The following is a 24,737-nucleotide window of genomic DNA, read 5'->3' as shown; positions in this document are numbered from 1 at the left end:
TTCTTATGTCTTAGTTTTACCCCATGAAAGGTGTGAGGATGATGTATCCGTTTGGGAAAGGTAAGGCAAGACTTATTCCTTATCTGTATTTGAGCATTCCGTTGTTACTTTATGTCGTGTTTGGCTTCGGTCCATCACTTGTGACGATACTGTTTTCGTTTACAGATGCTACTGGTGTTCGGGGCCAGGAATGGAGCTTTATCGGCTTTGAAAACTATAAAACATTTTTTGGTGCATCCAATGCTGGAGACCGAATGGATGCTATTGGGCGATCCTTATACTTTGCGTTTGCTGTTGTGATCATACAAAATGCAGTGGGGTTGTTTATAGCGATTTTGATCAATAAAAAGCTTAGAGGCGATAAATTATATCGCGCGGTATTCTTTTTGCCAGTGGTGCTGGGGGTTACTGTGTCTGGACTCATTTGGCAACTCGTTGCAAATCCGCTGGGCGGACCAGCCCAGTCCTTTCTGAATTTCTTGGGTACCAGTTCCAACTTTTTTGGCGATTATAATATCGCCTTCGAACTGATTATTTTTGTTCAGATCTGGATGTACATGGGTTACTCCATGACGATTTTTCTTGCAGGTCTGCAGTCCATTCCAAGCGATCTGTATGAGGCGGGTTACATGGATGGTGCTTCGGGGTGGAAAGCATTTACAAACATTACATTCCCCATGATTGCTCCTGCATTCACGGTTAACATGCTCTTGTCTATCATAGGGGCATTGCAAACCTTTGATATTATCTATGTACTTACAGGCGGCAAGTTCAATACAACGACGCTTGCGTTTGATGTTTATGCTACGGCATTTGGCACAGGAACGGCTGATTACGGTTTGGCTTCTGCTGTCGCGATGATTCAGTTCCTCTTTGTATTTACCATATCGATGGTCCCTTTATTTTACCTTCGCAGAAGAGAGGTGGAAGCGTAATGAAACAGAGCCAAACGTCCAGAATGGTCAGCTACGTTATCGTTCTGCTCATGCTTGCGTTGTACGTTTTCCCTCTATTCTATCTGTTCAATGTATCCATGAAGACACAGACAGAGTATCTGCTCGATCCTGTAGCTCTTACTGAAGGGATCCGGCTTGAGAACTTTTCCGAAGCATGGAACAAAGGGAACTTCTCTCAGTATATGTGGAACAGTGTGCTCTATACAGGGATGTCCACCCTGCTGACGTTGATTTTATCTATATTTGCTGCATTCCCGCTCGCACGCAGATATGTTAAAATCAGCACACTCATTTATATTTTCTTTCTGATTTCCATGTACCTTCCCAACCCGCTCATTCCGCAGTTTTCCCTGATCAATAATCTGGGTCTTTACAACACCCAAATCGGGTACATCTTATTGAAGACGACAGGTACGGGCATTGCCTTTCTCATGTTTGTGGGTTATATCAAATCAATATCGCGTGAACTGGATGAGGCCTCTGCCATGGACGGGTGCGGGTATACAAGGTATCTGTTCACCATCCTTGTTCCGTTAATGAAACCAATCCTGGCAACAGGTATTATTCTTACCGCGATTGGTGTATGGAACGATATTATCGGGCCGACCATTTATTTATCTGATCCGAATTATCAGCCGGTAACCAAAGGACTCTTTACATTTTATGGACAGTACATGAACAACTGGCCGCTGCTCGCGTGTGGCATTCTGATTGTTACCTTGCCACTGGTTGTCCTGTACGTTGCTTTGCAACGTTTCATTGTTGGAGGTGCTATGGCAGGGGCTGTTAAATCGTAAGTTAGAATCACTCCGCTTTAACTGAAAAGAAAAAAAGGCAAGCGACCCAAAAAAACATCATAAGAAAGCCACCCTCAACGCAATGAAGGTGGCTTCTATTATTTTCATCGTTATTTTGGTTTTATAACTCCACTAACATCAGAATAATGGAGGATAGACACAGACATGTGCTGACTAGATACAGCACACCCACCACCTGATTTTGATTCAATCCGGCACGCAGCAACCGATAATGAGCTTGACTTGCATCGGCCTGATAGATCGCTTTACCTTGAATGAAACGTTTGATAACGACAAAGATGTTGTCGAAGATCGGTACACCCAGCGCCAGAATCGGAATGAAGATGGACAACATGGTTGCTTGTTTGAATGCACCATCCAGAGCGATAACCGCCAGAATGAAGCCAAGGAACGTAGCGCCTGCATCACCCATGAACACTTTGGCAGGAGCTTTGTTGTACTTCAGATAACCAATCGTTACACCGACCAGAATGATCGACATGAGTGCGGAATCACTTTGACCTTTGGCAAGCGCCACGATGAACAGGGTAATTGCCGAGATGGCCGATAATCCGCCAGCCAGTCCGTCCATGCCGTCCGAGAAGTTGATGACTGTTGTCACCCCGAAGATCCACAGGATCGTGAGAATGAATTGCAGCCAGATTGGAAGCATGACATATTCCGCGTTGAAGGGATTCACGAATCCGGTAAACGCAATGCCAGAAGCAAATACGAGTACTGCAGCAGAGACCTGTACGAGCATTTTGGGCAGGGCAGGAAAATCTTTGCCTTTTGTTTTGTACCAGTCGTCGACGGTACCAATCGTTAGCAGAAGCATACCACCAGCGACCAGAGCCGCTGTTTCCCATGTGATTTCTTTCGTAAGAGCAATGTATGTCAGGAAAAATCCAGTAAATATCGCGTAACTCGCCGTGAGCGGGATCGGTTGCCTGTGTAGCTTACGCTCCACATCTTCCCGAGGCTTGTCCACAAAATCGAGTCGGTGAGCCAATCGACCAAGCGGCGGAATAAGCAGAACCACGACAGCAAAAGACACTATAAAAGCCAGTATGTATACCATAAACTCGCTTGTTTCACTCCCATCTACCAATTTCCCCTTATTATACGAGTTAAACAGGAAATCTGTCGATGTCATTATTGTAACCAGACGTACGCAAAGGTGAGCAAAAGTTCAGGTTTTATTGCATTTGAGGAAGATAGGAGCCGAAATAATGTTTTACGGCTTCTGCATGATATCCATCATCACCTTGCCAGGTTGCTGCAAAGACAAAATCGCTGGAACCACCTTTGCGTTTTCTCGGTTTATCTCCAGGAGCCAGTATGCCGGCTGCCGCCCAGATTTCCAGCAGGGCATCCCGCTCCTGTTTGCTGGAAGGAAAGAGATCCTTCCACTTTTTCTCAAGTGAGCGAGCACTGTCTTTGGGGTCTTCCGTCTGAGCTGCTTCAAGCAGGTTGACCAGGATGGCTTGGTCTTCAGGAGTTACTTCATAGTTTGCATCGTTGTCCTGAAGCAGTAATTCCAGATCCATCAGGCAATAGATAAGCCAGCCATGACGCACGCCGCCCCACTTGGTCCGTTCAAAGTTCAGGACGTTTAAGTCGACGTTGGAATATTCCTTGTCTGACTGCAAACGCAGGAAGTTACAATCTCCACAGGAACTGGTGTTAGGGTGAAGGGCAGGGCGCTCTGCATAGGTGTGTAAAGGCATGTTCGATGTTAAAGCCCAGCTGGATAATGCGCTGCGCAGATAGACTTTTTTGGTGGACAGACTATGTAGAAATGCCGAAATCACCCGTTCTTTAAACGAGTCATCCTGATGCATGTCGTACAGACGCTGGACAATCTCGTCATGCGTGATCGTGAGTGGATCAAACATAACACCTTTGCTTTTGGCATATTCAAATTCCTCCCCGGAGAAGGGTAGAGAGGTTGTTTTCCAGCCACCACCGCCCCAGAAGACGCTCAGCAGTATCTTTGCCGCTTTTTTGTCCATATGGTTAGCCTCCTTATATGGGAATTGCGATTATGATCATTGTGATTCTTCAATCTTAGACCTGCTTACTTTAATTTACGTATTCCTCGTTTGTATTCAGAATCATGTCGACGAGGCCTGGAAAACGTACGTTTAATTCTTCCTTTCGTAGGGAATAAAAGTGCTGTTTACCTTCAATGCGTGGCTGGATCACGCCAGCTTCACGTAAAATTTTGATGTGATGGGACAACGTGGATTTGGAAATATGGTCAACTTCGAAGGCGGAGCAGTTTTTCTCGCCAGAACTGGCCAGACAGTGTGCAATTTTCATGCGGATCGGATCGCCCAATGCATTGCAGACCGTGGTCAACTTCAATTCCGAAGCCATAGGTATCGTTGGAGTTCTCATATCTATGACGTTAGCATATTCGGCTTTCTCTTTCAATGTTTGAAATATTTCGAACTATAGAAGTTGAACTTGTAACTATTACACTTGTTTACTCCGATTGCAGTACCATCTTTCGATCGCTCTTATCCCCAGATTTTCTTTATTCCCTTGGTCCAAGGGAAAAATCCGGTGATAAAGGCGAACGCTTCGCTTCTTCAGATTGGTTCTGCACTCTCCGTGTTAGTGTAAAAGTCGGTCTCAACTTATATATTTCTTGCAGGCAGTATAAGAAGTATGATACATTTCTTTTCAATTAGTTCGAAAATATTCGAACTGAAAGATTGGAAAACGGCTTTTTATTCTAGGAGGAATATAAATGAGTACTATGAGTACCACTACACTGTTGAACAACTATTTCCGTTTATTTGATGCTTCACGTACAGACGAGCGCGCCATGCAGGACTTATTGTCCCTGTTTACACCGGACGCAGAGATTGTGCTTAACGGCACCAGCCGAACAGGATTCGATGGTTTTATGAAAGCTTTCTACGAATACAATAAGGATGTAAAACATATGTGGGACGCGTGGGTGCAACAGCCAGACGGCAGCTACCAAACGAACTGGGCGGTGTGCGGACAAGCGGCAGACGGAACGGTATATGCCAAAGCAGGCATTGATATCGCTCGTGTGAATGATGCGGGGCAGATCGTGTATCTGGAGAATGTACAGACCGACCAGAATGCGTTCAGCAAGTATAATCAGTAATAGCGGAGTATAAATGGTAATAATGAAACGTTAGGAAACGAAGCTCCGCAGTCTTTCAAGCTGTGGGGCTTTTTTTGTTCGCATATTTAGGTGATTTTAAAGGCGCTGGGGACGAGGGCTTCATCACTCTGATAGCACAGTTTCTACAGGGAAATTGGTACACAAAAACTGTACATGAAGATCTGTACATAAAAATCTGTTCATGAAAAAGACCCTCCCACATGTTTTAAACATGGCGGACGGTCCTCATGAACGTGCATAAGACGTAGTCGCTAGAGCCTTAGGTTATTCTGAGCCAGACGCAGCTTAGGAGATGGTGACTTTCTGCATGGTGACAATGGTCTGTCAATTCTAACGAACCTGAGACGCGCTATTGGCCGAAAATCGGCATAATTCAGATTCTAACGAACCGTAGAGACGTTATTTCCGTTCATTCTCACTTTCAGGCAGTTTTTCAAAGCTAAAATCCGATATAAGGTGTCTCAGGTTCGTTAGATTCGAAAACATGCTATAAACATCATATAAGACGTCTACGATTCGTTAGCTATTCCATGTTCAACGATTTGACCCTCCTACGTGTAACATCTTAGGCTAGTAACCCTCAAATCTTCAACTCTCAGAACCTAAACCGCCCCATCCTCCGGTTATCTTGCATGCCATCCCACGTCTTCCCTACCCCTGCATCGTCTTATTCTGAAAGGCAGCGATATCCGCATACTCTTCTTCGAATTTGCGGGAGATGCGGATGAAGATCGGGAGCAACTCCCGATAAACGCGGACACTGTCCGGGTTTGGTTGGTGCCGATGCGTTGATCCAATCATGCCGGAGACGGCGCTCAGGGAATCGATGCGGCCAAGAGCGTACAAGCCCAGTACAGCAGCGCCGAGACAGGAGCTTTCAATACTTTCGGGGATGATGACATCCTGATCGAAAATATCGGCCATCATCTGGCGCCACAACTCAGAGCGGGCGAAGCCGCCTGTCGCCTGAATTTTTTTCGGACGACCGATCTTTTCTTCAATCGCCAGCATGACCGTGTACAGGTTAAACAACACACCTTCGAGCGCAGCCCGAATCATATGTTCTTTCTTATGATGCAGCGTCAGGCCGAAAAACGAACCCCGTGCATTGGGATTCCAGAGCGGAGCCCGCTCACCCGTCATGTACGGATGGAACAAGAGGCCTTCCGAACCCGGAGGTACATTTTCGGCGACACGAGTGAGCACTTCATACGGATCGATGCCAAGTCGTTTCGCAGTCTCCACCTCGGAAGCTGCAAACTCGTCCCGAATCCAGCGGAAAATAACACCGCCATTGTTCACCGGTCCGCCAATGACCCATGCATCCTCCGTGAGCGCATAACAGAAGAAGCGTCCTTTTGGATCGGTCACCGGTTTATCTACGACTGTACGAATCGCTCCACTGGTACCAATGGTCACGGCCACGACGCCCGGATCAATGGCGTTCACGCCCAGATTGGAGAGCACACCATCACTTGCACCGATGACAAATGGTGTGGTGACCGCAATGCCCATCTCCTTGGCGTACTCCGGGTGCAACCCATGTTTCAGCACATGTGTGGTTGGGGCCAATCGGGACAAGTGTTCCGGCGTAATGCCCGCTACATGCAGCGCTTCAGCATCCCAGTCGAGTTTCTCCAGATTCATGAGTCCGGTTGCGGAGGCCATGGAGTGATCAATGACGTATTCAGAAAATAATTTATAGAAAACATATTCTTTCATGGATATGAATTTGTGCGTCTGTCTGAACAATTCAGGCTGATCCCGGGTGAGCCACATGATCTTGGTGAGAGGGGACATCGGATGAATCGGCGTACCTGTTCTCAGATAGATTTCGTGACCATTCATCTCGGATTTGAGTACTTCCGTCCACTCGGCACTGCGATTATCTGCCCATGTCATGGCCCGCATCAGCGGTTTGCCGTGTTGATCGACTGGCAGAATGCTGTGCATGGCCGAACTGAAGGATACAAACAGGATGTCCTCTGGCTTCACTCCCGCTTTGGAAGTGGCCTGTTTAACGGACTCGATGACTGCTTTGAAAATATCTTCCGCATCCTGCTCCGCAATCGCAGGTGTGGGGGTGTGTAGCGGATAATCGGCACTGCCTTGAGCCACAATGGTTCCGTTCTGTTCGAACAAGACGGCCTTGGTGGAGGTCGTGCCGATATCTACGCCGATCATATAGGGTGAAGAAGCCATTTTGTCATCCCTCTTTCTTAAATATATAAGTGAAAGAATGCTGTTACACGTTAACACTTCGGGTACAGAAAGCCTTCCGATCGCGTAAATGCGAAGCATATGCTTTCGAAGTAGCTTTCCTCTGGAAAGCTTTTAACTCCATTTCTTCAGGCCCTTTCTGTCCCCTTCGTGCACGTGGCGCTATTCATCCAACTTATATGGCATCTGTTATTTCATCTATAGATAAGAATATCAGACTTGAGGGATGGATCAAAATGCCACAATCTTAGTCCTTCACCGCCCCTGCGGCAATATCCGAAATAAACTGGCGGCTGATGAACAGGAACATAACGATGAGTGGAATGACGGCAAGCAACGTACCTGCGATGACCATTGCATAGTCTGTGTTATACAATCCGTTTAATTGAGACAACGCAATCTGCAACGTATATTTGCGTTCATCCGTCAGGACGATCAAAGGCCACAGATAATCATTCCATACCCCGATAAAGGTGAACGCGCCGAGGAAAGCAAAGGCAGGTCGCAGAATTGGCAGCGCCACGTTCCAATAGAGTCGGAAGAAATTACAGCCGTCGATGCGGCCCGCATCCAGCAGATCGTTCGGAATCGACTCTGTGGCATACTGGCGAATCCAGAAGATACCGAAGGCGTTCACCATGCCTGGAATAATGAGAGCTTTGAAGGAACCGACCCAGCCGAACGTAGCCATGAGCACGAAGGAAGGCACCAGCGACAGCTGGGAAGGTACCATCATGGTCGCGAGGAGCAGGATGAAGAGCCACTTTTTGCCGGGAAATTCAAACTTCGCAAACGCAAACCCCGCCAGTGAGTCAAAAAACAGTACAAGTATGGTCACGAGGCCGGACACAAACAACGTATTCAGAAAAGCTCCCCAGAAGTCAATCTGCTGTAACACCCGCGTGATATTATTCCACAATTCGCCCCCGAACCAGAGCTGGGGTGGAAACTTGTAGATATCGGACGTTGTCCGGGTAGACATTACAATCAGCCAATAGAACGGGAACATGGATATGAGCATGCCCCCGATAAGACCGGTATACAACACCAGCGATTTGAGGTGTTTGGTCGCCATGTGCGCTCCCCCTTATCACATCAGGATGATTTGCCTTGAACAAGCTTCCAGTTCACAATCGAGAACAGGGCGATAATGAGGAACATGCCCCAACCAACGGCAGCGCCATATCCGAAGTAATTGTTAATGAAGGATTCACGGTAGAGGTACAATACAATCGTCATGCCTGCTGCACCTGCGCCACCATCATTACCTACCAATACTTGAGGCTCAGTGAACAGTTGCATACCGCCAATCGTTGATGTAATGACCGTAAACAGGATCACAGGACGCAGCATCGGAATTGTAATTCGGAAAAAGGACTGTATCGCTGAGGCGCCGTCAATCTTGGCCGCTTCGTATAATGTCTGCGGGATACTCTGAAGTCCGGCCAGATAGATGACGGCGTTATATCCGGTCCAGCGCCAGACCACCATGGAGGAGATTGCGACTTTAATGCCCCATGGTGCATTAAGCCACTCCACAACCGGTAGCCCGACCGACTGCAACAGATAATTGAGAAAGCCATAATTGTTGGCAAATAAAGCACCGAAGATAATGGCTACCGCCACGATGGATGTGACGTTTGGCAGAAAATAACCGACCCGAAACAGGGTACGGAACTTCACAAATGGTGCATGCAGCAAAAAGGCAATAATCAGGGCAAAGAAGAGCATCGGAATCGTCGAATAGATCCAGATCATGAACGTGTTGCCCACGGCTTGCCAGAACTCGGCATCGGTCAGCATGTATTTGAAATTGTTGAGTCCGTTAAACGTCATGACACCGATGCCATCCCATTTATGAAAAGCCAGATAGAGTGAGAACCCGATTGGGAACAGCCCAAATACCGCAAACAGAATATAAAACGGCGATATCGCAACATAGAGTGCACGATGCTCCCACATTCTCGCCCATAGTGACTTCTGCCGATCCAGATCAGGTCTTGCATTTCCGGGATCGGGAGTAAGACGAGGTTCAGTTACAGCCATATGAATTCCTCCTTTGCGGATAACGAAACCACACGTTCTTCAGGTTAACGCTGCAATTCCCGCTCGACGCGGTGTACTGTATCTGTCCAGACCTGCTGTGGATCGGCATTTTGCTTCGCGACATCATTCAGCCGCCGGGTGATAATGTTGTGTACGGATGGGTATCGTTCGCCAAAGAAAGCATCCGGCACATCCTGTGCCGATTCGGCAAATACAGGCCCTGTCGCCTGTCCACCGAAGAAAGGTTCTTTTTCTTTCATGGCAGGATCATCAAACACACCTGGTGCAGAAGGGAACAGGTTCAGTGTCTGATATTGCTCCAGTTGATTTTCGGGACTTTGCAGCCAGCGAACCAGTTCAAAGGCTTCCTGAGGATGTTCACTCGACTTCAGGATGGACAGGAATGATCCCCCGTTGTTGCCATCTCCCCCTGGTGCCCGAGCGACCCGCCATTTCCCGGAGGTATCCGGAGCGGCTTCCTGAAGCACTTGTTTCATCCAGACGGCACCTACAAAAGAGGCGATTTCGCCATTATTCATCGCGGCGTTCCAGCTTGGAGTCCAGCCATCTGCATTGGCTAGCAGTCCCTTCTCTTTGAAAGCAACGGCCGTATCCCAGCTCTTGCCCACAATAGGGGAATCCATGCCGATAAAGGACCCGTCCGGCCGGAAATAACGCTCTGCAGACTGCGATATGACTTGATTGTAAACGGTTGCAATATTGTCGGTTAGAAAAACCTTGCCTCCGAATTTTTCCTTGAGCTGTTCTCCGGCAGCAGCATATGCATCCCAGCTGTTGATCTGACGTGTAACGTCTTCGGGATCAGATGGCAGTCCGGCCTCCTTGAACAGATCTTCTCGGTAGAAGAGGGCTGTTGGGCCCGTATCCATCGGGAAACCGATCATCTGTCCGCTTGGTGTAACGCCTTGCTTCCATTTCCACGGCAGATATTGGTCTTCAATATCTCCTGCACCGAGATCATACAGATTATAGAAACGGTCCTCACTGGGAAATAGCTCCATGATCCAGTCGTTCAATGCTACAATGTCTGGTTCACCTGAGCGTGCAGCGAGTGTTGTTTTGAGTTTTGCTTTGAAATCACCGCCGATTTTCTGAGCTGTCAGTTCGATATTGGGGAACTTTTCCTTAGCCCTGGCAATCAACTTATCATCGATGGAACGATTCCAGTACCATAATGTAAGCGCTACCTTTTTATTGTTCGCTGAATCGTCCTGTCCGGGCCAGATGGAGCATCCGCTTATGAGCAGGACGCAGACCATCAGTATGGCTGTCCAGCATGTTCTTTTCCGGCGGATCATGTGTATTACCCCCTCATCATTAAGTTCGAGGCATGAAGTGCTTTGGACTACAACATTAGTGTATGAGCAGTTTATAAACTCATACCCAATATTCCTAAAATGAAACACATATTTGTGTCGATTGCGTAACATAAATTGGGTAGTTACTTTAAAAATAAAAGTTACTTGACACATTATAATTTTTATTCTAAACTAACTTACATAAAGTAACTAATGATGATGAGAATAATATAGATACGTACTATATAACGTCCAAGTGATCCATTTTCGCTTTGGATGCGAATCAATCAACAGACAAGTTGGCCTAAACAGGAGGAACGACAATGATCAATTCACATATTATTCAACTGCTTGCCCCCAAAATTCAGACTTTTCCGAGTGGAAAAGAGTTCATATACCTCGTGGGACCGATTAAGCTCCCGGTAAACCTTGATGGGGAGACCAAGACATTCCAGTGGTATAGCTGGATGAAGTCAGACAAAGCAATGGAGAGCGGCGAGTTAATTGAATCTCTTGCTGCTGCTGAGTTGGCAGAGCGCCAGCAATCCAGTGTCCTGGTGTATGGCGACTTTGCCGAAGCACAGGATGCGCTTATTCGCATGCACAGTATCTGTCATACAGGCGACATCTTTGGCAGCAAACGCTGTGATTGCGGCTTCCAATTGGAGCAATCCATGAAAATGATCGCCGCTCATGGAGCGGGTGCACTGTTTTATCTTGCGAACCATGAGGGACGTGGCATTGGTCTGTTCAGCAAAGCCATGGCGTACATTTTGCAAGAAGAAGGTCTGGATACGGTAGATGCGAACTTACAGCTCGGATTCACAGACGATGCCCGCAATTATGACGATGCGATTGCCGTATTGCGTGCGCTTCGCTCCGCACCGGTTACATTGATCACCAACAATCCACGGAAGCTGGCTGCTTTGCAGGAAGCGGGATTGAATGTGGGCGGACGTGTGCCACTATGGGGAGATCGCTCTGCTTTCAACGAGAAATATCTGCAAACGAAAGTGAACCGTTCCGGTCATTTGGCAGAAAGTGATGGTTGGGCTGGGGCAGAGACGCTACTTCCGCATGCGCAGGGTTAATCATTATTTATAGACGTATACGAATAGATGGCTAGCCGTTGATGTACTCTCTGTTATGGAGAAGTACAACAGCGGCTTTTTGCTATGGATGATAGGGTAGCGATCAGGTTTTCCTGATTCACGGAATGGCTTGCCGTTCCCTCAGTGCGGATTATACAATATAGTCATCTGATGAATGCGGGAGGAACCAAGGTGCCATTTGAGGGACAACGTATATTGCCAGCTGCAAAGAGCATGAAGCAGTTTGAAGCGATGATTGAAGGCCCTTATACCTATGGGGTGATGCTGGAAACGCATATTGCACAGCTTCAGAGTGTAATGGACGAGGCTCGGCGGTACGACAAAAAGATACTTTTGCATGCAGATCTGGTCCAAGGATTGAAGAATGATGAGTATGCGGCAGAGTATCTGTGTCAGCACATTCGCCCGGCAGGACTGATCTCTACGCGAGCGAGTGTCATTCAGAAGGCAAAGCAGAAAGGCATTACAGCGATTCAACGTATTTTTCTGCTCGATACCCATGCACTGGAGAAAAGTTATCTGCTGCTGGCCAAAACCCAACCTGATTATATTGAAGTATTACCTGGCGTCATTCCGCATATTATTGCGGAAGTATCTGTGCGTACAGGGATACCCATTATTGCAGGGGGATTGATCCGTTCACCGGAAGAGGTTGAACTTGCGCTTGGCGTCGGGGCTACGGCAGTGACCACATCCAACACAGATCTGATCCGACACTTCGAGAAATCGCTTACACCTTAAAAAGAACCCACAACAGGAGGTTGGCTTTATGGAAAAATATATATTGGCTCTGGATCAGGGAACAACAAGCTCCCGAGCTATTCTATTTAACCGTGGCGGGGAGATTGTGCACATTGCACAGCAGGAATTCCCTCAATATTTTCCCAAACCGGGCTGGGTAGAGCAGAATGCCAATGAAATCTGGAGTTCCATTCTTGCCGTGATGGCTTCATGTCTGGCAGAGAGCGGAATTAAGCCTGTCCAGATTGCCGGAATTGGAATTACGAATCAACGTGAGACGGTTGTGGTATGGGACAAAGAAACAGGCAGACCCATCTATAATGCAGTGGTATGGCAATCCAGACAGACCGCAGATATCTGTGAAGAATTGAAGACGCAGGGTCTCGGGGACCTTTTCCGACGTAAAACAGGATTACTGATCGATCCCTACTTCTCGGGAACAAAGGTGAAGTGGATTCTGGATCATGTCCCTGGTGCCCGGGAGCGGGCAGAGAAGGGTGAACTGCTGGTTGGCACGATTGATAGCTGGCTGATCTGGAAACTGAGCGGGGGTACACATGTCACGGATATATCCAATGCCTCACGTACCCTGATCTATAACATCTATGATCTGCAATGGGATGACGAATTGTTGGATATCCTCGACATTCCTAAGGCCATGCTGCCAGAAGTACGAGGTTCATCCGAGGTGTATGCACACACAACAGACTATCATTTCTTCGGTCATCGGATTCCGATTGCGGGAGCGGCAGGTGATCAACAGGCAGCGATGTTTGGTCAGGGCTGTTACACCAAGGGCAGTATGAAAAATACATATGGTACCGGTTGTTTCATGCTTATGAATACGGGAGAGAACCCGGTACAATCCAATCACGGACTGATTACAACGATTGCCTGGGGGATGAATGGCAAGGTTGAATATGCGCTTGAAGGCAGCATTTTTGTTGCAGGTTCAGCGGTTCAGTGGCTGCGTGATGGATTAAGAATGCTTCGCTCTTCAAAAGATAGCGAGGATTACGCCTCACGTGTGCCTTCGACAGACGGCGTTTATATGGTACCTGCATTTGTGGGACTGGGCAGTCCGTATTGGGATAGTGAGGTTAAGGGTGCGGTGTTTGGCCTGACCCGAGGCACGACAAAGGAACACTTTATCCGTGCTACGCTTGAGGCGTTGGCGTATCAGACCAAAGATGTACTGGAGGCAATGGAATCCGACTCGGGTATTCCCGTGCATGCTCTGCGTGTGGATGGCGGGGCGGCGGCCAATGATTTTCTCATGCAATTCCAGAGTGATATTCTGGGCATTCCTGTCGAACGCCCAACGGTGAATGAAACGACTGCATTGGGCGCGGCTTATCTGGCAGGATTGGCGGTAGGATATTGGACGAGTGCGGATGAATTGACGGATCATGAAAATACGGAGCGTGTCTTCCAGCCTGTTATGGCTGAGGAACTGCGGACAGAATTGTATGCAGGCTGGAAGCGTGCAGTGAACGCAGCAATGGCTTTTAAATAAAAGAAATGAAATGAATATTTCTTGGTGTGGGTATTTGTACTTTTTAACTAAACATATGTTATAAATGATATTTACTGGTGGAAAATGATGCATGATTTACAGGGTTATTCTTCCTGGAGAAGGCAAAAAATATACCCACTATAAGGAAAAAAACAAGGTTAGTGGATTCATTTGAAATTCCATCCTTTGGCAGAACAACTTTTTGAATTTTTTTTGAATAATGTGTCATTTCAGGACTTCACGCCGTCAAAAATCTGTGATAGGATAAAGGCACAAGTTAAAAAATGATGTCTGGAGATCGGGAGGGACCACGTGCCGCTCAGCAATTGCTGAGCGAATGACGTGGTCCTTTTTTTGTTTTTTTTACGGAAATATTAAGGAAATCATGGGAGGTTCAAGAATGACAGAAACGTTCTCGTCAGCACAACGGACCGAATATTTGCAAAATATGGCGAATGCACATTTTGACGTATTGATTATTGGTGGCGGGATTACAGGCGCAGGGATTGCATTGGATGCGGCTTCGCGTGGGTTGAAGACGGGGCTTGTAGAAATGCAGGATTTTGCAGCAGGTACATCCAGTCGTTCGACCAAACTTGTCCATGGCGGATTGCGTTATTTGAAGCAATATGAAGTGAAGATGGTTGCTGAGGTAGGACGGGAGCGGGCTGTAGTTTATGAAAATGGGCCACATGTGACCACACCGGAACCGATGTTGTTACCGATCTATACGGCTGGCACGTTCGGCCGCTTCAGCACATCCATTGGACTGATGGTGTACGACCGGCTCGCCGGGGTGAAGCGCAGTGAACGGCGCCAAATGTTGAATGCTGGAGCAGTGTCAGACAGTGAACCTCTGTTACGCAAACAGGGGTTGTTGGGTGGTGGACTCTATGTGGAGTACCGGACTGATGATGCCAGGCTCACCATAGAGGTTATGAAAGAAGCTGTCAAACGTGGGGCACAGGCAGTGAACTACGTTAAGGCGAAAGGTTTCCTGAAGGAGAATGGCAAGATTACAGGTATTGAAGCCGTGGATCAGATCGACGGTCAGGCATATATGCTGAAAGCAAGCAAGGTGATCAACGCTTCCGGTCCATGGGTGGACGGTCTGCGGGAATTGGACGGTTCGCGCCAGGGGAAAACGCTGCAGATGACCAAAGGCATTCATTTGGTCTTTGATGGTGAACGATTCCCATTAAGACAGGCCGTCTATTTTGATACACCAGATGGTCGAATGGTATTTGCTGTCCCACGTGATGGCAAAACCTATGTAGGTACAACCGACACTGTATATCAGGACGATCCTGCACACCCGCAAATTTCCGACGCGGATCGCGATTATGTGATTGATGCAGTTAATGGCATGTTTCCAGATGTACACATTGGTACCGAGGACGTGGAATCCGGATGGGCGGGTGTACGTCCACTAATTCATGAGGAAGGCAAGAATCCTTCCGAAATATCACGTAAAGATGAAGTCTGGGTATCCGAATCCAATCTGATTACGATTGCCGGGGGCAAGTTAACCGGGTACCGTAAAATGGCCGAGATGGTTGTTGATCTGGTCGCACGCCAGATGGAGCAGGAGAGTGGGCATTCCATAGGCCCTTGTGTAACAAAGAAGATGCCCATCTCCGGCGGTGATGTAGGGGGATCGGCTGGATTTGTATCGTATGCGGAGCGCAAGATCAAGGACGGTGTTGCTCTCGGGCTTGCCCGACCTGCTGCGGAGCGGCTGGTTCGCACGTATGGTTCCAATGTGGAGGCACTGTATGAGCGAATGCCCGATCCACGCACCAAGTCCGATCTTCATGGCATGCCACAGGAGTTATTGCTTATGCTACATTACGCGATTGATGAAGAGATGGCTGCAACTCCATCTGACTTTTTGGTACGAAGAACAGGTGATTTATTCTTCCGTATTAATGAAGTTCGTCGCTATAAAGCAGCAGTTATCTCGTATATGGCAGGTCGTTTGGACTGGTCAGAAGAGGAAGTGGTTAAACATACACAGGAACTGGATCAGCTGTTGCTGGAAGCATCCGGCAAAATCTAAGGCAGGATTTCAAGATCGAGAGTCGAATGGAACATGTAAGCGTGTAACATAGAGAGGGGATTACATCCATGACATTACAGATCGGAATCATTGGAACAGGCTGGTTCAGTAAGGTACACGCGGATATTCTCGCACGGATGGAAGGTGTTCGTGTTGCGAGTGTCTGTGGAACTTCGCTCGAAAAGGCAGAGGCTATGGCCTTCGTTTATGATGCTGTTGGTTACGGGGAACTTGAACATATGCTGGATGGTGAGAAGCTGGATGCGGTGTATATCTGTGTGCCTCCGATGTCTCACGGATCAATTGAGTCCGAATTAATCCGCCGCGGTATTCCATTCCTGGTGGAGAAACCGCTGAGTACTGGAATGGACGTTCCACGTCAGGTGTTGGATCAGGTGCAAAAGAGTGGATTGTTAACCTCTGTAGGATACCATTTCCGTTATCAGGAGGCTGCGCAGGTCCTGCGGCAAGCGATGAAAGAACAGACGGTCGGCATGGCTCTTGGCCGCTGGATGGGCGGAATGCCAGGGGTCGCCTGGTGGCGGCGTCAGGACGGTTCAGGAGGGCAATTCGTAGAGCAGACTACACATATTGTAGACTTGCTTCGGTATTGTGCAGGAGAAGTTACGGAGGTATATGCTGTAGCAGCTCAGCGAAGCATGCATGAGAAGCATGAACATGTGACCGTAGCCGATGTGGCAAATGTGACGCTTAAGCTGGAAAGTGGAGCGATTGCCAGTATCGCCAATACATGTCTGTTGCCAGACGGAGAGGGCGGCGCAGGACTCCAGTTCTACACGGATGCAGGTGTGTGGGATTGGACGCCAGAACGTTTGCTTCTGCCAAGTGCCGCAAAACATGCGATGGCAGGTCTGGAGATTCCGACAGGACATAACCCATACGAGCGTGAGAATGAAGCGTTCATTCACGCCCTGCGTACGGGAGACCGTTCACGAATTCTGTCCGATTATGCGGATGCCTGCCGTACACAGGAGATTACGACGGCGGCGCTGGCATCGGCAGATTCCGGTCTGCCGGTACAGCTTCAGCCTTCAAAACGTCTCTCTCATTAAAAGGTTGAAGGTAATATAAATACGCCTGAATCAGGGAATGATCCGCAGATCAGCCTGATTCAGGCGTATTTATGTTGAGTAGAGATTATTAAGTAGCAATTCAACTACTCGGATTTCTGCTGTTTCAACCAGTCGGATGACCAACTGTAGATCTGATCAATGACAGGTTCAATGGCTCTGCCTTTCGGTGTCAATTCATACTCTACACGGGGAGGTATCTCGGGAAACATGTGTCGGGTTACGATACCTTCCGTCTCCATTTCCTTCAATCTCTCCGATAAAAGTCGTCCACTGATCGCCATCTCTGCTTCAAGCTCCGTAAACCGCTTGGGTCCGGACAACAGTTGGTACATGATTAACAGTACCCACTTCTTGCCTATGATGTCTATGGCTTGAGTGATCATACAGGGACTTGGTGATTTTACTTTTTTCAGCTTCAACGTGTTCACCTCGATTCATAATGATTTTCTTCAAAGTTGTATATGAAAGGACATGATTTCTGCCGCTTTAAGAATATAGGACATCCAAGTAAATGAGGGTTACTACAAAATATACTGTAACATACCTTTTGTATGTATTATACATCATACAGTGAAAAATTACTTGAAGAAATTATATTATTATTATATACTAACTTCACAAAAGTAAGTTGGTGATAAATAATACGTATAATATGAACGCGTACTATTCTGAAAATTGAACGGGGCTGAACGGTTGAAAACAGAGTGACCTTTGGGAACTTTTACATAGATTCTTTTTTTACAATGTGCAGCAAAAATAATCATTACATAGTAGGAACATATAATTTGTTACAGGAGGATCTACATATGAACAAGATTTTGGGTTACGTTTTTCTGGTTGTGTTAGCAGGTGTCTTCGTCATGACGGGGTTTAACAAGATTAGTGGGGCAGATATGATGATTCAGACATTCGAAAGTTTCTCTTATCCGACATGGACGATGTATCTGCTGGGCGCTGCGGAGTTGCTTAGTGCTGTAGGACTGCTGATTCCACGGACTCGCATCCTGGCTTCTGGCATACTGACCTTCATTCTGATTGGGGCCGTGGGAAGTCATCTGATCTATGCACAATACGCTGCTGTTCCGTTCCCGGCTGTGTTGTTGGTAGCTAACATCATTGTCCTGGTTGTGGGCATGCGCAGATTGGAAGCGGAAGAAGAAGGCCAGATGGACGCGATTCAGGCGTAAGTTAAAGATAAGAGGGAACGTTATTGGGCTATTTACTGAGGAAAAGGTATTCCTGTCAAAAGGAATGTAAACGCGGATGCCTATGCAGAAGATGACCACTGCCAGTAAGCGGTGGTCATCTTTTTTTATGTAAGACTTCGCGTGGCACGTGTAACGATTCGCCGCGTATGTTTGGTATCCGACTGCTGAGTCCAAGTGGCACAGACCTGCCGCACCCACTCTGGATTGGTCTTGCTGGCGTCGTTCAGCCAGTTACTTACCGAATCCTGCACATACTTATGGGCATCGGATTTCACCGCGTCAAGCAAGGGAAGGGCCATGGCCGGATTTTCTTTTAACTCCTGAATATGCTTGGCCCAGACGCCACGAGGTCTGATTGATTCTATGGCAAATCGACGGATCAGTGGATCAGGGTCAACGCTCCATGGGATTAACTGCTGCAAGGCTAAGGATAATTCGGCAGAGATGGACTCCCGTACAGCCATCCAGGCGATTTCTCTTACACCAAAGTGATGATCTGCTGCAAAGGGCCGAATATGCTCCAACTTTTCAGTCAGGTTCAGACCGGAATCTAGCCCAATGATATAAGCCGCCCAGCAGCGAACACTGTCTGAACGATGCTCTGCAATGGAACAAAAGAGATTCGTTTTTTCATTGACTGATGGACGTTTCAACAGATCAAGCCATTGCATGGCTATGGCCGGGATGATTTTCATGATCCGCTGCTCATCCATCTGTGTTAACTGCTCTGTAATTGCTCTGGTTTCGGCATCCATTCCCCATTCATGGGTAACCTTCTGAAAAAGAGAAACATGATCTACAGCCAGCCATTCGGTCAGATTGACCGATTCGATATGTCCTGCTTGTAGCCAATTGCGGATATGCTCAGGAATTTCCGTTGCTTTACGGGCACCTTTGCGAAGAAAAATGTCTTCAGGGATAAATAGATCTGGTTTAGCATCCAACGGTATACTCCTCCTTGGTTGTATAACATCATGAGTTATACAGTACAACTTGCTGGAGAACAGGGATGTAAGGCATCTTACAAGTGGTCAGTGATTTTCCGGAGGTTAGCGATTTCGTCACGATGAAGGGAGACTGATTTGAATCCGGTACAAATACGTCCAGATTTTACCAAGTCTTGCATGACAATCGTAACCGATTCCCGTGTGGCTCCCGCCATCCAGGCAATCTCCTGATGGGTAAGCCCGAGTTGAATCCGGCAGTATTCATCTTCTTCGATCCATCCCATCTGTTCAGCCAGCCGGAAGAGATTATGTAACACCTTTTCATGCAGGTTTCCGAGTGCGAGCGTCTGTGTCAACTCGCTCATTCGTTTGATCCGCTCGCTTAGTACGTTCATCAGTCTCATCATAAATTCTGGATGTTCAATCAGAAACTGTTCAAAACGTTGTTTGTTCATCAGGCAAATATCACACTCCTCCATCGTTTCGATATAAACGGAGCGTGTTCCGAGTGAGATTCCGTTCATTTCTCCAAACACGTTACCTTCCGTCAAAATATCGAGAGTGAACTGCTTGCCCTCTGGATTTAATGTATATAAACGAACCTTTCCCCGTTTTACAAAATAGAAACCTTCTGTAAACGTATCGGGTGTCTGGATCTGTCTGTTTTTAGGTATGGTCGTAATAGAAGTCATCCCATCCATTTCAATCAGGTCTGCCTCGGATAAGGAGGACATGAGGTCGAATTGTGATAAATACAGAATTTTATCCATAGAACTCCTTTCCATTACAATATGAATATAAAAAAAAAAAGAAGAACCCACGAAAAACAACGGGTTCTCTTGCAGCGGGACTTCCTGATCGGAAGGTCTTCTGACTATAAATGATCAAATGCCATTTTGATTATAGTAACTTTTTTAATTGAGAGACGCGTCCTTGGCTGATGCCAAGCTTTTCCGCAATTTGCTGTTGAGCCAAACCGGGATTCTGTTCAACAATTTCTTTCATCTGTTGCAGCATACGTGCCGTCTTTGGCCGCAGGTCCGGGTATTCTTGGTTGTCAGCTGTGGTCCCTTCTTCCCTAGCGGGAGATGAGACTGGGGCGGATTTGGAAGCAGGACGCTCCACGGGTGCAGGAGCCTGTTTGTTCTGAGGTACGAACCAGTTGGGAGAGTCATCCGGGTGTTTTAATTGAATTGCACAAGTCCGGCAGATGAATTGTTCTTTGAAATACATTTCCGTATCTACATCACCGCAAAAAATACATAATGTTGATTTGTACTTTCTTAAAATCAACTCTTTTCCTTCAATGAAAAACTCAAGCGGATCGCCGATATGGATTTCCATCGTATCCCGCATTTCTTTGGGAAGGACAATTCGTCCAAGACGGTCCAGAGATCTCTTCATTCCGGTTCTTTTCATCGCATCTCCCCCGCAATATTCACAATTAAAAACCTGTCCTTATTGTAAGGAAGAAAGGGCTTTAATACAACAATAATATTTCAAAAAAGTGGATAATTCCATCCATTATGGGAAAATAAGTTTAGAAAGTACGGGTGCAACCGCTAAAGTGAACAATGCAGCGAGCACCATGGAGATGCTGGAGATGGTACCGGTCAGGGAACTCAGTTCAAACGCCTTGGATGTCCCTGTGCCATGGGCACCGGTTCCAAACAGTGTGCCTCGTGCAATCTCCCCATCGATGCGCAGCATTTTGACGATGGAAGGGCCCATAATTACTCCGAGCAGACCAGTCATAATAACAAAAACAGCTGTCACTGCGGGTATGCCACCGATAGTGGCGGATACGTTCATGGCAATGGGTGTTGTAATGGAGCGCGGGATCAAGCTGTGGATTAGACCTGAATCCAGGCGCAACCATTTGGCGAGCAGGGCAGAAGAAAGTACGGCAACGACCGAACCGGTCATGACACTGAAGACAATCTCGGAAATATGTTTTTTGAGTACATGGAAAAAGGTATAGAGCGGTACGGCAAAAGCCACGGTGGCCGGTTGAAGAAGCAGACTCAGCCATTTGCCACCACTGCTATACGTGGCATAATCCGTTCCGGTTGCAAGCAATATGCCAACAACAAGCAGCGGTGTAATGAGCAACGGAGACAGATATACTTTAGGCAGATTGCGATACATTCGTTTGGTAACCCAATAGATACCGACGGTTAACAACAGGCAGAGGAATCCAATCATCCGGTGTGACGCTCCTTTCGTTTGGCAATTCGTGTAGCCACCAGGCCTGTGCAGGACATGACCAGGAATGTACTAAGCAGTACGATGAATAAAATCTGCAATCCGTCATGCTCCAGCATGGGCATATAGTTCATAATGCCAACGGCTGACGGGATAAAAAATAACAGTAGTTCACCGAGCAACCAGGCAGCTCCAACTTCAATCCAGCGCAACTTCACGACACGAGTCTGAAGCAGAATGAATAACACAACCATACCGAGTATTGAACCTGGTACAGGAAGATGGAGATTACGGGCCAGCAGGTCCATGAGCAGTGAAAAAACCATTAAGAGCGCAACTTGTGCAATACCAAGGCCCCATTTTTTCACTTCAATCCCTCCTTGTATAATCAACGTAATCGTTTAAGTTATTATTAAAATGAAAATGATTCATTTGATATCACAAATTTTACATGGCATTCTTTCATGAGTAAAATGCATATTAAGAATGTTTACTATTCCATTTGTCTATGAGAGGTGAGTATCAACCGATGGATATCCGCCATTTGCAATATTTTCTGGAAGTTGCCCGGCAGCAGAGCTTCACAAAAGCCGCCGAAGTCCTGTATATCACCCAGCCCACGATCAGCAAGACGGTCAAGAGTCTTGAAGAGGAATTGGGTATCACTTTACTGGACCGTTATGGGAAGAAAGTTGAACTAACCGATGCAGGCCATGTGTTTTTTCGGCAGGCACTTGAGATTGAAAAATCATTCCGCAGTCTGTCGTCCGAATTGGACGACCTGATGAACTTGAAGAAAGGCCATCTGCGGATTGGCTTGCCGCCAATGGTGGGGTCCAGCTTTTTCCCCATGATCATTGGTGAATTTCACAAAGCCTACCCGCAGGTGACCATTCAACTATTTGAGGATGGTGCCAAAAAAGTAGAGGCCGATGTGATCAGTGGTGCACTGGATATTGGCGTGGCCGTACTGCCAACCGTGGATGAGCTGTTGGATCATTTTGTGTTTGTGAAAGAGAAGCTGAACCTGCTCGTACACCCTTCACATCCGCTTGCAGGGAAAGAGTCGGTTGCCCTGCATGAACTGGAAAACGACGCCTTTGTGCTGTTTCGGGAGGATTTTGCATTGCATGACCGGATTATTGTGGCCTGTCAGCATGCTGGGTTCCAGCCCCGTGTGGTATATGAGAGCTCCCAGTGGGATCTGCTCAGCGCGATGGTTGCCGCCAATCTGGGAGTAGCCTTGCTACCGGAGACGATCTGTCGTGAGGTAGACCACATGCGCGTGCGCATTATACCCGTGGTGGAACCGGTGATTCCATGGCAGCTCGGCATGATCTGGCGGAAGGACCGCTATCTGTCTTTTGCCACAAGAGAGTGGATCGGATTCACACAGTCGATGCTAGGTGAGTAAGGGAAGCGATCGGAAGGTTGCTCTGTCATTGTAGTGCCCGGTGTAAATACTCTTTTGTTGACCCCGGATCGTTGTTACAATGGAAGCATAATCATGATGGAGGTGTACGAACATGAAACTGCGGGTATCCGCTGTACAATACCAGCTACAAACAATCAGCTCGTTTGAGCAGTTCGCCGCTCAGGCTGAGCATTACATACGGACAGCGAGTGAATACGGAACCGAATTTGTGCTGTTCCCGGAATTTTTCACAACGCAATTAATGTCCATTGGGGACAAACAAGGCAATGCACTGACGATTGAGGATCTGCCAAACTTTACGGAGCAATATGAACAACTGTTCACGTCACTTGCTGCCAAGTACGACATGCACGTCATCGGGGGAACCCACGTCATTCGCCGTGAAGGGAAGTTATATAATACAGCCCACATGTTCTACCCAGATGGTCGCATCGCGCGTCAGGACAAGATTCACATTACACCAACCGAAGTCCAGGAATGGAACATGGCTCCCGGAGAGGGACTTGAGGTGTTCGACACGGACAAAGGCCGTATTGCCATGCTGACCTGTTACGATATTGAATTCCCTGAAATTGTGCGGATGGCCAAAGCCAAAGGCGCAGACGTAATTTTCTGTCCTTCCTGCACGGACGATCGTCATGGATTCTACCGTGTGCGTTATACGAGTCATGCCCGCGCGGTGGAGAATCAGGTATATGTTGTGTTAACCGGAACAGTGGGTAACTTGCCAACCGTTGATTTCATGCGTGCCAACTACGGACAGGCTGCGATCATTACGCCGAATGATATCCCATTCCCGCCACGTGGCATTCTGGCCGAGGGTGAGATTAACAACGATATGATCGTGACCGCCGATCTGGATCTGGACTTGTTGTATGAGGTGCGCGAACGTGGATCGGTAACGACCTGGCGTGACCGCCGTACTGATCTATATACCGATTGGGAGTAGGCAACCTTATAGAGGTTGTTCAAAAAGCCCGCTTTTGATTACGAAGGATGCCTAGTGGCATCATCAGCATCGAATATGGAATTCAGCCGAAATGTCCGTTGCTCACGTAGTCTTCCCTACGCTCCGCTACTCCATTTCTAGCTTCATCCCATCTTCTCGGTACTGAAAACCGACCTTTTTGAACACATAATTAAAACCGAAGCGAAACAGAGTAGGGAATTCATTTTGTCAGTGGAAAGGGGTGAACCGGCAACATGTATACCAAAGAAATGCTGACCACCGACCCGGAGCGAAGTGGTAAAAGGGTAAAGGCAGTCGTTCGCAATTATGTTGCATCCGACTTTGAGGAACTCATTCGCATTCAGGCGGAGAGTTTCCCTCCTCCTTATCCGGAAGAACTGCTCTGGAGTCACGAGCAGCTCACCAGTCATGTGCAGCATTACCCGGAGGGTGCCATCTGTATTGAAGTGGATGGAGAGTTGGCCGGATCAATGACCTCGCTACGGATGCAGTGGGACCCTGCACATCCAGCAAGTCATACCTGGGCCCAAGTAACGGATGACGGTTATATTCGTAACCACCAGCCGGATGGCAACACGCTGTATATTGTTGATCTCTGTGTTCGTCCAAAGTACCGCAAATGGGGACTGGCTCAACTTATGATGCAGGCGATGTACCACCTTGTCATCGCTCAGGGGATGGATCGGTTACTGGGTGCTGGTAGAATGCCGGGTTATCATCTGGTTGCAGACCAACTGTCTGCGCAGGAATATCTGGATCAGGTGGCAGCGGGAGAAAGACGTGATCCGGTGATATCGTTCCTGCTTCGTTGTGGGCGCATGCCAGTTGGTGTGACAGCGGACTATCTGGACGATGAGGAATCCTGCAACTATGCAGCCCTGATGGAGTGGCGGAATCCGTTCAGATAAAGAAATGTTAAACGAAATACATCATCAATCTAGGG

General features: G+C 47.5%; 25 protein-coding genes. 12 read left to right on the top strand and 13 right to left on the bottom strand.

Going from position 1 to position 24,737, the window contains the following annotated elements; all coding sequences use genetic code 11:
- Positions 1–41: 41 nt before the first annotated feature.
- Together MHH92_RS28570 and MHH92_RS28565 are read left to right on the top strand one after the other, a co-directional pair.
- Positions 42–935 (top strand): carbohydrate ABC transporter permease, encoded by an 894-nt coding sequence (locus MHH92_RS28570; protein ID WP_340907803.1) that lies wholly within the window; start codon positions 42–44, stop codon positions 933–935.
- Complete coding sequence (locus tag MHH92_RS28565) at positions 935–1,753, top strand: carbohydrate ABC transporter permease (RefSeq protein ID WP_340907396.1); 819 nt, start codon at positions 935–937, stop codon at positions 1,751–1,753. Before MHH92_RS28570 ends, MHH92_RS28565 begins: the two co-directional genes overlap by 1 nt.
- 121 nt (positions 1,754–1,874) lie before the next feature.
- On the opposite strand, the gene MHH92_RS28560 is transcribed toward MHH92_RS28565, so the two are convergent.
- The 3 genes from MHH92_RS28560 to MHH92_RS28550 all read right to left on the bottom strand — a co-directional run bounded on the left by MHH92_RS28560 (position 1,875) and on the right by MHH92_RS28550 (position 4,192).
- Positions 1,875–2,834, bottom strand: coding sequence for an MraY family glycosyltransferase (locus tag MHH92_RS28560; RefSeq protein ID WP_036613004.1), 960 nt, complete (start codon positions 2,832–2,834; stop codon positions 1,875–1,877).
- Positions 2,835–2,952: 118 nt separating this feature from the next.
- Complete coding sequence (locus MHH92_RS28555; RefSeq protein ID WP_340907395.1) at positions 2,953–3,768, bottom strand: hypothetical protein; 816 nt, start codon at positions 3,766–3,768, stop codon at positions 2,953–2,955.
- A gap of 70 nt (positions 3,769–3,838) precedes the next feature.
- Entirely contained in the window at positions 3,839–4,192 is a 354-nt protein-coding gene (locus tag MHH92_RS28550; RefSeq protein WP_445744690.1) for an ArsR/SmtB family transcription factor, read from the bottom strand.
- A gap of 319 nt (positions 4,193–4,511) precedes the next feature.
- On the opposite strand from MHH92_RS28550, the gene MHH92_RS28545 reads away from it, so the two are divergent.
- Positions 4,512–4,901 carry a nuclear transport factor 2 family protein gene (locus tag MHH92_RS28545; RefSeq protein WP_340907394.1) on the top strand — a complete coding sequence of 130 codons (390 nt, stop codon included), beginning with the start codon at positions 4,512–4,514 and terminating at the stop codon, positions 4,899–4,901.
- Positions 4,902–5,573: 672 nt separating this feature from the next.
- Here MHH92_RS28545 and gntK read toward each other — a convergent pair.
- From gntK to MHH92_RS28525, 4 genes are all read right to left on the bottom strand, one after another.
- A complete protein-coding gene (gntK, locus tag MHH92_RS28540) occupies positions 5,574–7,124 on the bottom strand; it encodes a gluconokinase (RefSeq protein ID WP_340907392.1) in 1,551 nt (516 codons plus the stop codon).
- A gap of 265 nt (positions 7,125–7,389) precedes the next feature.
- The gene (locus MHH92_RS28535) at positions 7,390–8,217 is read right to left on the bottom strand and encodes a carbohydrate ABC transporter permease (RefSeq protein ID WP_036612996.1); all 828 of its coding nucleotides are present in this window, start codon (positions 8,215–8,217) and stop codon (positions 7,390–7,392) included.
- A 20-nt stretch (positions 8,218–8,237) separates the two neighbouring features.
- Positions 8,238–9,104 carry a carbohydrate ABC transporter permease gene (locus MHH92_RS28530; protein ID WP_036613110.1) on the bottom strand — a complete coding sequence of 289 codons (867 nt, stop codon included), beginning with the start codon at positions 9,102–9,104 and terminating at the stop codon, positions 8,238–8,240.
- 128 nt (positions 9,105–9,232) lie between these two features.
- Positions 9,233–10,507, bottom strand: coding sequence for an ABC transporter substrate-binding protein (locus tag MHH92_RS28525; RefSeq protein ID WP_053061379.1), 1,275 nt, complete (start codon positions 10,505–10,507; stop codon positions 9,233–9,235).
- Positions 10,508–10,830: 323 nt separating this feature from the next.
- On the opposite strand from MHH92_RS28525, the gene MHH92_RS28520 reads away from it, so the two are divergent.
- The 5 genes from MHH92_RS28520 (at position 10,831) to MHH92_RS28500 (ending at position 17,008) form a co-directional block, all read left to right on the top strand.
- Entirely contained in the window at positions 10,831–11,598 is a 768-nt protein-coding gene (locus tag MHH92_RS28520) for a GTP cyclohydrolase II (RefSeq protein WP_340907390.1), read from the top strand.
- A gap of 192 nt (positions 11,599–11,790) precedes the next feature.
- Positions 11,791–12,360, top strand: a complete 570-nt coding sequence (locus tag MHH92_RS28515) for a glycerol-3-phosphate responsive antiterminator (protein WP_074092664.1) — start codon at positions 11,791–11,793, stop codon at positions 12,358–12,360.
- 28 nt (positions 12,361–12,388) lie between these two features.
- Entirely contained in the window at positions 12,389–13,876 is a 1,488-nt protein-coding gene (glpK, locus tag MHH92_RS28510; protein WP_340907389.1) for a glycerol kinase GlpK, read from the top strand.
- Positions 13,877–14,276: 400 nt separating this feature from the next.
- The gene (locus MHH92_RS28505; protein ID WP_340907386.1) at positions 14,277–15,935 is read left to right on the top strand and encodes a glycerol-3-phosphate dehydrogenase/oxidase; all 1,659 of its coding nucleotides are present in this window, start codon (positions 14,277–14,279) and stop codon (positions 15,933–15,935) included.
- Positions 15,936–16,003: 68 nt separating this feature from the next.
- Complete coding sequence (locus tag MHH92_RS28500; protein WP_338707256.1) at positions 16,004–17,008, top strand: Gfo/Idh/MocA family protein; 1,005 nt, start codon at positions 16,004–16,006, stop codon at positions 17,006–17,008.
- A 104-nt stretch (positions 17,009–17,112) separates the two neighbouring features.
- On the opposite strand, the gene MHH92_RS28495 is transcribed toward MHH92_RS28500, so the two are convergent.
- Entirely contained in the window at positions 17,113–17,412 is a 300-nt protein-coding gene (locus MHH92_RS28495; protein WP_026081419.1) for a winged helix-turn-helix transcriptional regulator, read from the bottom strand.
- A 423-nt stretch (positions 17,413–17,835) separates the two neighbouring features.
- On the opposite strand from MHH92_RS28495, the gene MHH92_RS28490 reads away from it, so the two are divergent.
- Positions 17,836–18,216 (top strand): DoxX family protein, encoded by a 381-nt coding sequence (locus tag MHH92_RS28490; protein WP_051447288.1) that lies wholly within the window; start codon positions 17,836–17,838, stop codon positions 18,214–18,216.
- 125 nt (positions 18,217–18,341) lie between these two features.
- Here the strand turns inward: MHH92_RS28490 and MHH92_RS28485 are convergent, their stop codons facing one another.
- The 5 genes from MHH92_RS28485 to MHH92_RS28465 all read right to left on the bottom strand — a co-directional run bounded on the left by MHH92_RS28485 (position 18,342) and on the right by MHH92_RS28465 (position 21,757).
- On the bottom strand, positions 18,342–19,181 hold the full coding sequence (locus tag MHH92_RS28485) for a DNA alkylation repair protein (RefSeq protein WP_084649982.1): 840 nt from the start codon (positions 19,179–19,181) through the stop codon (positions 18,342–18,344).
- 77 nt (positions 19,182–19,258) lie between these two features.
- The gene (locus tag MHH92_RS28480; protein ID WP_340907381.1) at positions 19,259–19,954 is read right to left on the bottom strand and encodes a Crp/Fnr family transcriptional regulator; all 696 of its coding nucleotides are present in this window, start codon (positions 19,952–19,954) and stop codon (positions 19,259–19,261) included.
- Positions 19,955–20,084: 130 nt separating this feature from the next.
- On the bottom strand, positions 20,085–20,603 hold the full coding sequence (locus MHH92_RS28475) for an AbrB/MazE/SpoVT family DNA-binding domain-containing protein (RefSeq protein ID WP_036612972.1): 519 nt from the start codon (positions 20,601–20,603) through the stop codon (positions 20,085–20,087).
- A 105-nt stretch (positions 20,604–20,708) separates the two neighbouring features.
- Positions 20,709–21,389, bottom strand: coding sequence for a CidB/LrgB family autolysis modulator (locus MHH92_RS28470; protein WP_076251772.1), 681 nt, complete (start codon positions 21,387–21,389; stop codon positions 20,709–20,711).
- Positions 21,386–21,757, bottom strand: a complete 372-nt coding sequence (locus tag MHH92_RS28465) for a CidA/LrgA family protein (RefSeq protein WP_340907380.1) — start codon at positions 21,755–21,757, stop codon at positions 21,386–21,388. The genes MHH92_RS28470 and MHH92_RS28465 overlap by 4 nt, the downstream gene beginning before the upstream one ends.
- Before the next feature lie 161 nt (positions 21,758–21,918).
- On the opposite strand from MHH92_RS28465, the gene cidR reads away from it, so the two are divergent.
- The 3 genes from cidR (at position 21,919) to MHH92_RS28450 (ending at position 24,702) form a co-directional block, all read left to right on the top strand.
- Positions 21,919–22,803 carry a cidABC operon transcriptional activator CidR gene (gene cidR, locus MHH92_RS28460; protein WP_047840818.1) on the top strand — a complete coding sequence of 295 codons (885 nt, stop codon included), beginning with the start codon at positions 21,919–21,921 and terminating at the stop codon, positions 22,801–22,803.
- A gap of 112 nt (positions 22,804–22,915) precedes the next feature.
- Positions 22,916–23,773, top strand: coding sequence for a carbon-nitrogen hydrolase family protein (locus tag MHH92_RS28455; RefSeq protein WP_340907379.1), 858 nt, complete (start codon positions 22,916–22,918; stop codon positions 23,771–23,773).
- A 254-nt stretch (positions 23,774–24,027) separates the two neighbouring features.
- Positions 24,028–24,702, top strand: coding sequence for a GNAT family N-acetyltransferase (locus MHH92_RS28450; protein WP_340907378.1), 675 nt, complete (start codon positions 24,028–24,030; stop codon positions 24,700–24,702).
- The last annotated feature ends 35 nt before the right edge of the window (positions 24,703–24,737 follow it).

The sequence above is a fragment of the Paenibacillus sp. FSL M7-1414 genome, assembly GCF_038003195.1.
Lineage (GTDB): Bacteria > Bacillota > Bacilli > Paenibacillales > Paenibacillaceae > Paenibacillus > Paenibacillus amylolyticus.
Note: the sequence above shows the minus strand (reverse complement) of the source record. Positions and strands in the feature narration are given on the sequence as shown.

Bases quoted from the DNA above. Each gene is read 5' to 3' on its own strand.
- MHH92_RS28570 (WP_340907803.1), top strand. From the start codon at position 42: ATGTATCCGTTTGGGAAAGGTAAGGCAAGACTTATTCCTTATCTGTAT.
- MHH92_RS28565 (WP_340907396.1), top strand. From the start codon at position 935: ATGAAACAGAGCCAAACGTCCAGAATGGTCAGCTACGTTATCGTTCTG.
- MHH92_RS28560 (WP_036613004.1), bottom strand. From the start codon at position 2,834: ATGGTATACATACTGGCTTTTATAGTGTCTTTTGCTGTCGTGGTTCTG.
- MHH92_RS28555 (WP_340907395.1), bottom strand. From the start codon at position 3,768: ATGGACAAAAAAGCGGCAAAGATACTGCTGAGCGTCTTCTGGGGCGGT.
- MHH92_RS28545 (WP_340907394.1), top strand. From the start codon at position 4,512: ATGAGTACTATGAGTACCACTACACTGTTGAACAACTATTTCCGTTTA.
- gntK (WP_340907392.1), bottom strand. From the start codon at position 7,124: ATGGCTTCTTCACCCTATATGATCGGCGTAGATATCGGCACGACCTCC.
- MHH92_RS28535 (WP_036612996.1), bottom strand. From the start codon at position 8,217: ATGGCGACCAAACACCTCAAATCGCTGGTGTTGTATACCGGTCTTATC.
- MHH92_RS28530 (WP_036613110.1), bottom strand. From the start codon at position 9,104: ATGTGGGAGCATCGTGCACTCTATGTTGCGATATCGCCGTTTTATATT.
- MHH92_RS28525 (WP_053061379.1), bottom strand. From the start codon at position 10,507: ATGATCCGCCGGAAAAGAACATGCTGGACAGCCATACTGATGGTCTGC.
- MHH92_RS28520 (WP_340907390.1), top strand. From the start codon at position 10,831: ATGATCAATTCACATATTATTCAACTGCTTGCCCCCAAAATTCAGACT.
- glpK (WP_340907389.1), top strand. From the start codon at position 12,389: ATGGAAAAATATATATTGGCTCTGGATCAGGGAACAACAAGCTCCCGA.
- MHH92_RS28505 (WP_340907386.1), top strand. From the start codon at position 14,277: ATGACAGAAACGTTCTCGTCAGCACAACGGACCGAATATTTGCAAAAT.
- MHH92_RS28500 (WP_338707256.1), top strand. From the start codon at position 16,004: ATGACATTACAGATCGGAATCATTGGAACAGGCTGGTTCAGTAAGGTA.
- MHH92_RS28495 (WP_026081419.1), bottom strand. From the start codon at position 17,412: ATGATCACTCAAGCCATAGACATCATAGGCAAGAAGTGGGTACTGTTA.
- MHH92_RS28490 (WP_051447288.1), top strand. From the start codon at position 17,836: ATGAACAAGATTTTGGGTTACGTTTTTCTGGTTGTGTTAGCAGGTGTC.
- MHH92_RS28480 (WP_340907381.1), bottom strand. From the start codon at position 19,954: ATGGATAAAATTCTGTATTTATCACAATTCGACCTCATGTCCTCCTTA.
- MHH92_RS28475 (WP_036612972.1), bottom strand. From the start codon at position 20,603: ATGAAAAGAACCGGAATGAAGAGATCTCTGGACCGTCTTGGACGAATT.
- MHH92_RS28470 (WP_076251772.1), bottom strand. From the start codon at position 21,389: ATGATTGGATTCCTCTGCCTGTTGTTAACCGTCGGTATCTATTGGGTT.
- cidR (WP_047840818.1), top strand. From the start codon at position 21,919: ATGGATATCCGCCATTTGCAATATTTTCTGGAAGTTGCCCGGCAGCAG.
- MHH92_RS28455 (WP_340907379.1), top strand. From the start codon at position 22,916: ATGAAACTGCGGGTATCCGCTGTACAATACCAGCTACAAACAATCAGC.
- MHH92_RS28450 (WP_340907378.1), top strand. From the start codon at position 24,028: ATGTATACCAAAGAAATGCTGACCACCGACCCGGAGCGAAGTGGTAAA.